The sequence below is a fragment of the Novosphingobium subterraneum genome (assembly GCF_000807925.1).
Taxonomy (GTDB): Bacteria; Pseudomonadota; Alphaproteobacteria; order Sphingomonadales; family Sphingomonadaceae; genus Novosphingobium; species Novosphingobium subterraneum.
The window spans coordinates 181,144-191,609 of the sequence record NZ_JRVC01000004.1 but is presented as its reverse complement, the minus strand read 5'-3'; the positions used below and the strand labels follow the sequence as shown (position 1 = coordinate 191,609).

Annotated in this window: 10 protein-coding genes; 1 reads left to right on the top strand and 9 read right to left on the bottom strand. The window is 62.6% G+C overall.

Annotation, left to right across the window (positions count from 1 at the left end; translation table 11 throughout):
* Position 1: 1 nt before the first annotated feature.
* The 5 genes from NJ75_RS05615 to ahcY all read right to left on the bottom strand — a co-directional run bounded on the left by NJ75_RS05615 (position 2) and on the right by ahcY (position 6,041).
* Positions 2-724, bottom strand: a complete 723-nt coding sequence (locus NJ75_RS05615; protein WP_039332237.1) for a nucleotidyltransferase family protein — start codon at positions 722-724, stop codon at positions 2-4.
* Positions 721-1,704 (bottom strand): aminoglycoside phosphotransferase family protein, encoded by a 984-nt coding sequence (locus NJ75_RS05610; protein WP_039332236.1) that lies wholly within the window; start codon positions 1,702-1,704, stop codon positions 721-723. The genes NJ75_RS05615 and NJ75_RS05610 overlap by 4 nt, the downstream gene beginning before the upstream one ends.
* Entirely contained in the window at positions 1,695-2,144 is a 450-nt protein-coding gene (gene tsaE, locus NJ75_RS05605; RefSeq protein ID WP_039332235.1) for a tRNA (adenosine(37)-N6)-threonylcarbamoyltransferase complex ATPase subunit type 1 TsaE, read from the bottom strand. Before tsaE ends, NJ75_RS05610 begins: the two co-directional genes overlap by 10 nt.
* The gene (locus NJ75_RS05600) at positions 2,141-4,489 is read right to left on the bottom strand and encodes a sensor histidine kinase (RefSeq protein ID WP_039332233.1); all 2,349 of its coding nucleotides are present in this window, start codon (positions 4,487-4,489) and stop codon (positions 2,141-2,143) included. Before NJ75_RS05600 ends, tsaE begins: the two co-directional genes overlap by 4 nt.
* Before the next feature lie 142 nt (positions 4,490-4,631).
* Positions 4,632-6,041: an adenosylhomocysteinase gene (ahcY, locus tag NJ75_RS05595; protein WP_039332440.1), complete on the bottom strand. Its 1,410-nt coding sequence runs from the start codon at positions 6,039-6,041 to the stop codon at positions 4,632-4,634.
* A 231-nt stretch (positions 6,042-6,272) separates the two neighbouring features.
* Here ahcY and NJ75_RS05590 point away from each other — a divergent pair, with 231 nt between their 5' ends.
* A complete protein-coding gene (locus NJ75_RS05590) occupies positions 6,273-6,752 on the top strand; it encodes a peroxiredoxin (RefSeq protein WP_039332231.1) in 480 nt (159 codons plus the stop codon).
* A gap of 109 nt (positions 6,753-6,861) precedes the next feature.
* Here the strand turns inward: NJ75_RS05590 and NJ75_RS05585 are convergent, their stop codons facing one another.
* The 4 genes from NJ75_RS05585 to NJ75_RS05570 form a co-directional block, all read right to left on the bottom strand.
* Positions 6,862-7,608 (bottom strand): TorF family putative porin, encoded by a 747-nt coding sequence (locus NJ75_RS05585; protein ID WP_039332229.1) that lies wholly within the window; start codon positions 7,606-7,608, stop codon positions 6,862-6,864.
* A 14-nt stretch (positions 7,609-7,622) separates the two neighbouring features.
* Positions 7,623-8,072 (bottom strand): hypothetical protein, encoded by a 450-nt coding sequence (locus NJ75_RS05580; protein WP_039332228.1) that lies wholly within the window; start codon positions 8,070-8,072, stop codon positions 7,623-7,625.
* 110 nt (positions 8,073-8,182) lie between these two features.
* On the bottom strand, positions 8,183-8,797 hold the full coding sequence (gene folE / locus NJ75_RS05575) for a GTP cyclohydrolase I FolE (protein ID WP_039332226.1): 615 nt from the start codon (positions 8,795-8,797) through the stop codon (positions 8,183-8,185).
* 12 nt (positions 8,798-8,809) lie between these two features.
* Positions 8,810-10,327 (bottom strand): phospholipase D-like domain-containing protein, encoded by a 1,518-nt coding sequence (locus NJ75_RS05570; protein ID WP_230487615.1) that lies wholly within the window; start codon positions 10,325-10,327, stop codon positions 8,810-8,812.
* Positions 10,328-10,466 lie beyond the last annotated feature (139 nt).

Sequence of the window (10,466 nt, the reverse complement as noted above, 5' to 3'; positions counted from 1 at the left end):
GTCAATCGCGCTTCAGCGCAGCCTCGGTTGGGGCGATCATCTGGGGTTCGCCCACTTCATACCACAGTCCCTGGTGGGACAATCCGTAAAGCCGCCCCTCTTCAATGGCCCGTTGCCACAGCACCATCGTTCCGAACGGACCTTCCGGCGCGTCAAGGAGCAGGCGGTGCGAAACAATCTGGATGCCGCTGTAAATGAAAGGCGCCACACGACCGGTCCGACGGCGCGATATCCGGCCGAGGGCATCCATGTGGAAATCCCCCTTCCCGCGATAGTTGAACGCCCGCGCATGGGGCACGAGCAGCAGCAACGCATCCATCCTTTCGGCGTCCCAATGATCCGAAAGGTGGGCAAAGACGTTCCGCGGCCCGTCGAGCCAGATATTGTCGGAGTTGAGGCAGAAGAACGGATCGGTCGCCAGCAAGGGCAATGCCTTGACCATGCCCCCGCCGGTTTCCAGCAGCTGCGCCCGCTCGTCCGAAATGGCGATGGCCGGGCTTTTGCGTTGCGCCAGATACGCTTCCATCGCGTCGGCAAGATAATGGACGTTGACCACGGCCCGGGCCAGGCCGGCTTCCTCAAGCTTGTCCAGCGCATGGTCGATCAAGGGCTTGCCCGCCACCTGCACCAGAGGCTTTGGCCGCGTGGCCGTAAGCGGGCGCATTCTTTTGCCAAGGCCCGCCGAAAGAACCATGGCCACGTCGCTGACAAGAGGCTTGCTCATACTGTAAACGATCCGCCCATGCTGGCGCGCAGGTCTGCCGGAATATTGGCATCGAACCAGGCGGCAACCGGAGCCAGTGCCGGATGCGCGAGATCGCGTTCCAGCAGAGCCCAGACGCGAGGAATGTAGTCAAGGTAGCGCGGTTTGCCATCGCGCTTCCAAAGCCGCACGAAGATGCCGACGATCTTGGCATTCCTTTGCGCGCCAAGCCGGGCGTAATCCGCGAGGAAATCGTCGCCTTCGCCGGTCTTCTGCAGGTAGTAGTCCAGCATGCTGGCTTCGAGGTCAGGCGAGACATCCCTGCGCGCATCCTGAAGGAGCGATACCAGATCGTATGCCGGGTGGCCGTTCAGGGCATCCTGAAAGTCCAGCAGCCCCTGTCGATCCAGGCCGTTGAGCAGCATGATGTTCTCGGCGTGATAATCGCGCAGGACAGTGACCCCGGGGCGCTGACGCGGAAGAAGGTGCGACAGGACCTCTTCCCAGGCTGCGTTCCAGCCCCGCCCATCGACATAGAGGGACTGGGTAGGCACGTACCACTCGATGAACAGGCGAGCCTCGCGCTGATACTCGGCCAGCGTATATCCCGTGAAAGGCCCCGCAGGCAGCTTGCGCAGCTGCAGCAGGGCGTCGATGGCATGGCGATACACCTCTTCCTCATCCTGCGGCCAGGCATCGAGGTATTCGCGCATGCGCACGTCACCGAAATCCTCCAGCAGGACAAAGCCCTGCGCCGGATCCTCGGCGAGGACATGGGGCGCGCGCAGGCCATTTGCATCGAGCCACTTGGCAGCGCGAAGGAACGGCTCGGGATCTTCGTTGGGCGGCGGCGCGTGCATCAGCATCGCATTGCCCGCTGATCGGCGAATACGAAAGTAACGACGGAACGATGCATCGCCAGGCAGTGGCTCGACGGTAGCGCCGATCCAGCCTGCCTTGTTCAGGAAGGCGTCGACGCCCGAAGGAATAGTCAGGTCCATGGTACTCGCTCTATCCAATCGCGCCCCGGCGTTACAATGGCCCGCCTGCCGTTTTCCGTGGATTCCAGCACGATCGAAAGGCATCCGGGCTCATGCGCGAAGCCCCCGGCATTTTCCGGCCATTCAGCGAGCAGCGCCGCGCCTTCGCGATAGTCATCCAGACCGATCTCTTCCGCCTCGGACGGATCGTCCAGACGGTAGAAGTCTGCGTGGACCAGGGGCAGACGCACCGACGGCGGATCATAAAGCTCGATGATGGCAAAGCTGGGACTGGGCACTTCTCCGGCGTGTCCCAGTGCTGCAATGATTGATCGCGCCAAGGTTGTCTTTCCCGCGCCCAGGCCGCCAGAGAGGGCAATCACATCGCCCGGGCGCAGTTTCGCGGCGATCTCGCGGGCGAGAACAGCCGAACTGTCCAGGTCGGGCAACTCGAAGATCACGGCAGCACCACGATGGCGCTGGTGCCAAGGCCGGGCTCGGACACAAGCTCCAGTGTTCCGCCATGCGCTTCCACCAGTTGGCGAACCAGCGGCAGGCCGAGCCCCTGCCGGCGCTCCACCGCCTTGCCTTCGGCATCGAGCTTCAGCCCCTCAAGAGCGCGGGCAAGGACCGCAGGCTCCATGCCGCGGCCATTGTCGGACACGACCACCTGGAGCGGTCCCCCCTTGCTTCGGGAGGCAACGACAAGGATCCTGCCGCCCTCGGGTGTAGCGGCCACGGCATTGTCAACCAGTTGCCCAAAGGCCCGACGCAACCTGCGGGCATCGCCGATCACGGTTCCGGCGCTCTTGTCGCCGCGCAGATCGAGGGCAAGGCCAGCAGCCGTGATCCGCTCTCCGCGTTCGCTGACAACTTCGGTCAGCAACGGGAATATCTCCACCGGCTCCTGTCCCAGCGGCAGCGTTCCGGCCTCGCTCTGCGAAAGGTCGAGCACGTTCTCGATCTGCTCGCCAAGCCGGGCGACCGAAGTGAGGATTGCCGAAACATATTCGTCCTGCTGGGGCGTCAGATCCCCGGCGATGCCACTTTGCAGAAGCTCGGCAAAGCCTCCGATCGAAGTGAGGGGCGTGCGGAATTCGTAGCTCATGTTCGCTATGAACCGCGTCTTCACCGCGTCGGCCTCGACCAGCGCCGCATTGCGTTCGAGCAGGGCCGCCTCGGCCTTCTGGCTGTCGGTGATGTCCAGGACCGTGAGCATCCCGTTCCCGTCCGGAAGCGGCACGCCAGCGAGGGCAAAATGGCGTCCATCCGCAAGCGTCAACCGGCCGGAACGCTGCTTGCGCTCCAGCGTCGCCGCCTGGATAACCTGCGCTATCGTGCCAATCTGCGCGGGACGTTTAAGTTGCGTTGCCAGCCTGTTAAGCAGAACGTCGACCCGCGGATGGGTGGTGAGAAACTCCTCCTCAAGCCCCCAATCTGCAGCAAACCTTCGGTTCCACAGCTGCAGCTTGCCGTCAGGTGCAAAAACGGCGAGCGATTCGAACAGATTGTCGAAAGTTGCCGTTCGCGTCCGCAGCAGGGTGTCCCGCGTCGCCGAGAGCTGCAGTTGTTCGGTACGATCCTCGAAGATCATCAGCAGCCCACCATCCGGCATGGGCTGGCCGACCACGCGCAGATGAGTCCCCCCGGAAAGGTGCCAGGATTCCTCGATTGGCACGCGGGCGAGGAACCAGGCCTGCCTTTCGCGGCGCCACTCGGGGAAATCGCGGACTTCCGGCAACCTGCCCGCATCTCGCATCCGGTCAATGACCCGGTCGAACGGCGGTGTGTCCACCACCCAGGCCTTTGGCACACCGAATATGCGCAGGAAAGGCTGGTTTGCGAAGACCAGGTTTCGCTTCTCGTCAAACTGGGCAATGCCCGCCGAGAGCGTATCGAGCATTTCGCGCTGCGCTTCGCGGAAGCGGCGGAACTGGCGGATCAGCTCCTCCATTTCCTCGATGTCGACGACGTATCCGGCGATCCCGTCCTCGCCCAACGGCAGGTCCGTGACGCGCACCGCGCGGCGCTGCCCCTTGATCGTTGCCAGCAGCGAACGCTCGATCGGCACCTTGCGAGACTGCGCCTGGCGGGCAACCTGGGATGCGGAGAGACCATCGACAGGTTCGATCAGTTCGATGCCCTGAGCGATAACCACATCGGCGCTCGCAGCACCAACGGCTTTCACATAGGCGCTGTTGACAAGACGCAGGCGCAGGTCCGGCCCGCGAAACCACATCGGCAAGGGAGCCGCCTCGATCAGGCCCGAAAGCCCGGCAAAATCCGCCCGTGCCGCAGTCGTCTCGCTGCGCAGGCGGACCAGCTCTTCCTGGCTTTCCGAGAAGTCGAAAAACCAGACAAGGGCGGCACCACCCGGAGAGATCTGGGGGTCGGCCAGGTGTCCCTGGGCCGAAAGGCTGCGTTTGCCATCCTTGGGCGTGAGCGCCAGCCTGAAGGACGCGCCGGTCTTTTGCGCCTTTCGCACAGCGTCGCTCAATTGCGAAAGCTGCACCTCGTCAAAGCCTGCACCTTCTGCGTCCAGTTCGGTCAGGTAGCCGGGCATCGTCTCGAAGCCGAACCATCCGGCAAGCCGCGCAGGGCCTTCAATCCTGCCATCGGCGCGCACCAGCAATGGCAGGGCGGGCGATTCATCGACCATCCTCGCCAATCGGCGCGCCTGGCGATGCACCGCCTCGCCCTTGCGCGCGCGCGCTCGTGCAACAAGCACCAGCCAGCCTGCCCCTGCGGTCCAGGCGGCAAGCAGCAATCCGATCAACACCATGATGGTCTGGTTGAGCAGCGGCATCGTCCTCTCGCTAGGGCCTGCCCCCAAGAATTACAATCCGGCGCACTACAATACTGATGATCCGGTATCACTCATTCCAAGAACCGAAAGGGCGGCGTGGTTTCCCGCGCCGCCCTCTGGTGTTCTGGCTGCTATCGCACGATCAGTAGCGATAGTGGTCCGGCTTGAACGGCCCGGCTTCCGGCACGCCAATGTAATCAGCCTGCTTCTTGCTGAGCTTGGTCAGCTGCACGCCGAGCTTCTCGAGGTGCAGCGCCGCAACCTTCTCGTCGAGGTGCTTGGGCAGCACGTAGACTTCGTTCTTGTAGTTCTCGGCCTTGGTGAAGAGCTCGATCTGGGCCAGCGTCTGGTTGGTGAAGCTGGCGCTCATCACGAAGCTCGGGTGGCCGGTGGCGCAGCCCAGGTTTACCAGGCGACCCTTGGCAAGGATGATGATCTGCTTGCCATCGGGGAATTCGACGAGGTCGGTGCCCGGCTTCACTTCGGTCCAGTTGTAGTTGTCGAGCGCAGCGATCTGAATCTCGCTGTCGAAGTGGCCGATGTTGCAGACGATGGACATCGGCTTCATCGCCTTCATGTGCTCGGCGGTGATTACGTCCTCGTTGCCGGTCGCGGTCACGAAGATGTCGCAGCGCTTGACCGCTTCTTCCATGGTGACAACTTCATAGCCTTCCATCGCCGCCTGCAGTGCGCAGATCGGATCGATTTCGGTGACCATCACGCGCGCGCCGCCCTGGCGCAGCGATGCGGCCGAGCCCTTGCCGACGTCGCCGAAGCCGGCAACGCAGGCGACCTTGCCGGCCAGCATCACGTCGGTGGCGCGACGGATGGCGTCGACCAGCGATTCCTTGCAGCCATACAGGTTGTCGAACTTCGACTTGGTAACGCTGTCGTTCACGTTGATCGCCGGGAAAGGCAGCTTGCCGTCCTTGGCGATCTGATACAGGCGGTGGACGCCCGTGGTCGTCTCTTCCGAAACGCCCTTGATGTTCTTGACCGACTGCGTGAGGTAGCCGGGCTTCCTCTTGAGGAAAGCGTTGAGCGCGCGGACGAACTCGATTTCCTCGGCGTTCGAAGGCTCGAACAGCTTCTCGCCAGCTTCGACACGTGCGCCCCACAGGGCGAACATGGTGGCATCACCGCCGTCGTCGAGGATCATGTTGGCAGTCTGGTCGTCACCCCAGTCGAAGATCGAACCGACATAGTCCCAGTATTCCGCAAGGGTTTCACCCTTGATCGCGAAGACCGGGATGCCGGCAGCGGCGATGGCAGCCGCAGCATGGTCCTGCGTGGAGAAGATATTGCAGGTGGCCCAACGCACTTCGGCGCCCAGCGCGACCAGCGTCTCGATCAGCACGGCAGTCTGGATCGTCATGTGCAGCGATCCGGTGATGCGCGCGCCCTTGAGCGGCTGCGATGCGCCGAATTCCTCGCGCAGGGCCATCAGACCGGGCATTTCGGTTTCGGCGATCTTGATTTCGGCGCGACCGAAGTCGGCAAGGCCGATATCGGCGATCACGTAGTCGTTCTTGGCGTCAAGCACGCTGGCCACGAAGCTTTCTCCTGAAAAATCATCTGCGCGGCAGACCAAGGTACCGGCGCGCTCCTGCAGGGCCCATAGCGTGCCCGCCCCCACTCTGCAAACTTAATATAAAGATGTCTTTATATCGCTATTCGGGATTACCGCACTGCCGGACTGTTGCAGACCACCGCAGCGCGCCTATATCCAACCCGCCATACTCGTCCGGGCCCCCTCGCCCGGCGCAACGAAAGGAAGATGGGGATGACAATCGCTGTTGGAGACAAGCTGCCCGACGTCAAGATCGTCAAGGCGACTGCCGAAGGTCCGGAAGCCGTGCAGTCAGCCGATTACTTCAAGGGCAAGCGCGTTGCGCTGTTCTCCGTCCCCGGTGCCTTCACCCCGACCTGCTCGGCCAAGCACCTCCCCGGCTACGTGGAAAAGGCCGCCGATCTGAAGGCGAAGGGCATCGACGAGATCGCCTGCACCGCCGTCAACGATCCCTTCGTGATGAAGGCCTGGGGCGCCGCTTCGGGATCGAGCGACGTGACCATGCTGGCAGACGGCAACGGTGACCTCGCCGAAGCGCTCGGCCTTACCATGGACGGTTCGGGCTTCGGCCTCGGCAAGCGCGGCCAGCGTTTCTCGATGGTCGTCAACGATGGCGTCGTCGAGCAGCTGTTCGTCGAAGCTCCGGGCGACTTCAAGGTCAGCTCCGCCGAGCACATGATCGAGAACATCTGATTTTGTTTGCGCCCCCGCGCAGGCGGGGGCCTCGTCCGGTTTGCTGAACTGCTGGTAACACCACCGAGGTCCCCGCCTTCGCGCGGACGCAACCTTGAGTTCGATGCACTCAGAACGAAAGCCGGACCCTTCCCAGCACCCGGTCACCGGCGTGCTTGAGATCGGCAAAGGGCGAAACCGAGACACCCGAAGTGTCGATATCGGTGCCAGCGTAGTCGAGCCCGATCGTGAACGGAAACTGGTTGTATTCCACGCCCAGCCTCCAGTCTGCATAGTCCCCGGCCGGACGCAGCCTTGCCGAGCGAAGATCCTTCGTGTCCCCCGTGGTGTATCCCACTGATGCGGAAAGACTGATCGGCAGCGCCGGCACGCCGAAGTTCGCTGACCCTCTCAGATAGAGATTGTCCCCGCCGATCGCGTCCTGTTTCGGCGCATAGAACGCATCGGCCCGCACTTGCAGCGGTCCGATCGAATAACGCGCACCAAGGCCCACTTCCCCGTAGTCGGCACCGATATCCGCGCCGCCGAAGAAATGCCCGATAGCTTCCGTCCGCAGGGTGATCGCCCCGGCTTCCCAATCCTTGCCGATAGCCACGTCGCCGACGACATCGGCATTGGCATGGCGGTCAGACTTGCGCAGCGCCGCCATGCGCACCGAGGCATCGAGCCCGGCAAAGCCGACGCTGGCATCAGCCGAGGCGGAGATTTCTCCGTCACTCCAGCTGAGCCCGCGCCGGACTTCGTCCGTAGTTGCCTCCACGCCCACGTCCACCGATTGAGCCAGCGCTTGCGGCGCCTGCACCGAAGCGATCACGCCAAGAACTGCCAGGCCATTCAGAGTGTGGATGCGGGTCATGTACTCATTTCTCCTCAGCCCTCGCGCTGCCTGGCGTGGGCTCCTTCTGCTTCAACGAGGATCACTTCGCGATCCTGCGCAACCATGGCCATCATCGCACTGCGCAAGTCATCGCGGCGCGCCTCGATCACGCGGTCGATGCCATTGCCGCGCTCCGAGCACCAGCCCGGCGACGATCCCGTAAGCACGTCATCGCGCAGCATCGAACGACTTGCCTGCATCTTTGCGCCAACCCGTGCCTGCCGCTCGACCGAAAGCGATACGGACCACTGGCAGCGCAAGGAGGAAGCCCGCCCGGCACCGCCGGCCGAACCGATCTGCTTCATCTCGACCCTTGTCTTTCCGCTGTAATCGGCTGTGATCGGGCCGGCAGCATGCTCGATGACGGTCGAGTGCTCCATGCCCATCGCCGGAGCGCTGAAGCCCAGCGCAACGGCAAGACCTGCAAAGCCAAGCGTCTTCATGTTGTGTCTCCTGCAAACGTCCCGGCTTTTTTCCGGTGACACAAGCAAGATAGAACCGCGATTGTGTGCAACCAACCGACCGACTTGTAATGTTTCTTTGCTAGGTTGCCTCAATAGCCCATCAGGCTGAGCACTTCCTTGCGGCTTCGCGTATCGTCAAGGAACGTGCCCATCATCCGGCTCGTCACCATTCCAACACCAGGCGTGCGCACGCCGCGCGCGGTCATGCAGGCGTGGCTCGCCTCGATGACCACCGCCACACCATGCGGCTTGAGATTGTCCCAGATGCACTGCGCGACTTCGGCGGTCAGGCGCTCCTGAATCTGCAGGCGACGCGCAAACCCATGAAGGACCCGCGCCAGCTTGGAAATGCCGACGACCTTGTGCCGCGGGAGATAAGCGATGGCCGCCTTGCCGATGATCGGCGCCATGTGATGCTCGCAATGGCTCTGGAACGGAATGTCCTTCAGCAGCACGATCTCGTCGTAGCCACCAACTTCCTCGAACTGGCGCGACAGATGGCTTGCTGGATCCTCGCCATAGCCCAGACAATATTCCTTCCAGGCACGGGCCACGCGCTTGGGCGTATCAAGCAGTCCCTCGCGCGCCGGATCGTCACCCGACCACCGGATCAGCGTGCGGATGGCGTCCTGGACATCTTCGGGAACAGGTGGCTTGCCCTGGGCCAGATCGTCATCTTCATCAGGCCCCACCAGACTGCTCATCACGTTCCTCCGCTACCTTGCAGGCCGTCGCAGGAAGCGACTCCTGAACAGACCCCGGCGGTAGAAGGACAGCATTTCCTCCGGACGCTCTGGGTCGAGTACCTCGTTGTCGGCCAGCGCCTTCTCCGCATCGGTAAGGTCGTGCGGCACGAACCGCCCCAGTCTCTTGCCCTCCTGCGGAGCAGCAGCGATGGCCGCAGCCATCGAACCGTGCTGGTCCAGAAGTTCCGCTACCCGCTCTGGCCCGATACCGCAATGCTCGGCCAGAAGGGAAACGCGCAACCGGCGGATTGCCTCGCCACAATGACCATTGGCAGGCCTTGCACAGTCGATGAACACATCGCACTCGCTATCAAGACCCATCGACCGGTTGTTCAGGTTTGCCGATCCGATCCTCAGGATCTCGTCATCGACGATTGTCAGCTTGGAATGCACGTAGATCGGCGTGCCCTTCGCGGTGAAGGGATGCCAGACCGAGAAGCGACCTGCGTGATCGACCTGCTCGATCGCCCGCACCAGCCGGATGCGTGCCCCATCCATCGCCGTCTGCTCCAGCCAGCCATCCGAACTCTGCGGGTTGATGAGCACGATCTCGGGGGGATCCGGCTCCTCCATCCGCCTGACGATGGCTTCTGCAATCTTGCGCGATGCAAAATACTGGTTCTCGAAGTAGATGAACTTCTTCGCCCGCGCGATATGCTCGAGAAACAGCGCTTCCACCTCGCGCACCTCGCGTGCTTCGGCAAAGTGTGATCGCGTCCGCGCGATGCCGATCTCGACATTGCGGAATTCAGCCTCCACCGTGGTTGGCCAGGGGGAGGCCCGTTGCGGCTCGCAAGGCTCGAACGGCTTACCCCCGGCCTGTTCCCACCGCTTTCTGCCGAAGGCTCCCAGGACAGCGGCAGCCTCGCCTTCCATCAGCATGGTGCAGTCGTGCCATGGGCCATAGAGCTTGCCTCCGGGCCGTCTGCGCCGCTTGTCGTCGTCGATGTGCTGTCGCGTGTCCCAGCGATCGCCCGCCATGTCGATCCCGCCGCACACGGCAAAGCGATCGTCGATCACCGCAATCTTCTGATGGTGGCTGCACCCCAGGGGATGCGCGCTGTCGAGCTTGAACACGATGCGCGGGTGCCTCCACCAGCGCAACAGATCAAGCATCATCGAGCCACGAAAGACGGCCTTCAAGGCGCCGAAGTTCCACTTGAGAACCCTGACATCGAGTTGCTTGCGACGGTTGGCCAGCCAGACGACAAAGGGGCCAAGCCGCGCCGGCGAAACGCGCCTTCGCGGCAGGTTCCACCATCGCCGGCCGCCGCCGATGATGATCCGCGTATCGAAATCCCATCCAATCAGGAAAATCCGTTGCTGCGCGCGCATCATCGCCTCGCGCATGAGCGCGAAGTAATCTGCAGCATCGATCACCGCATGCGCCCTGTCGGCCATCGCATAGCGCCAGACTGATTCGGATTCCGACTGCATCCGGGCAAGGCCGCCGGCCTGTTGCTCGGTCACGCCTTCGTGTTCAGCCACAAAAACTTACTTCGATTATGTTACCAGCACACACCACCGACATTCCCCTGCATACCGATAGATTGCTATCTTTTTGTCACTAGTAAGGAAAAGTCCGTTTCAGCTTTACCGCAGCGGACTCAACCGCAATCCAGAAGCC

Coding starts and splice junctions, on each gene's coding strand:
- NJ75_RS05615 (WP_039332237.1), bottom strand. CDS start 724: ATGAGCAAGCCTCTTGTCAGCGACGTGGCCATGGTTCTTTCGGCGGGC.
- NJ75_RS05610 (WP_039332236.1), bottom strand. CDS start 1,704: ATGGACCTGACTATTCCTTCGGGCGTCGACGCCTTCCTGAACAAGGCA.
- NJ75_RS05600 (WP_039332233.1), bottom strand. CDS start 4,489: ATGCCGCTGCTCAACCAGACCATCATGGTGTTGATCGGATTGCTGCTT.
- NJ75_RS05590 (WP_039332231.1), top strand. CDS start 6,273: ATGACAATCGCTGTTGGAGACAAGCTGCCCGACGTCAAGATCGTCAAG.
- NJ75_RS05585 (WP_039332229.1), bottom strand. CDS start 7,608: ATGACCCGCATCCACACTCTGAATGGCCTGGCAGTTCTTGGCGTGATC.
- NJ75_RS05580 (WP_039332228.1), bottom strand. CDS start 8,072: ATGAAGACGCTTGGCTTTGCAGGTCTTGCCGTTGCGCTGGGCTTCAGC.
- folE (WP_039332226.1), bottom strand. CDS start 8,797: ATGAGCAGTCTGGTGGGGCCTGATGAAGATGACGATCTGGCCCAGGGC.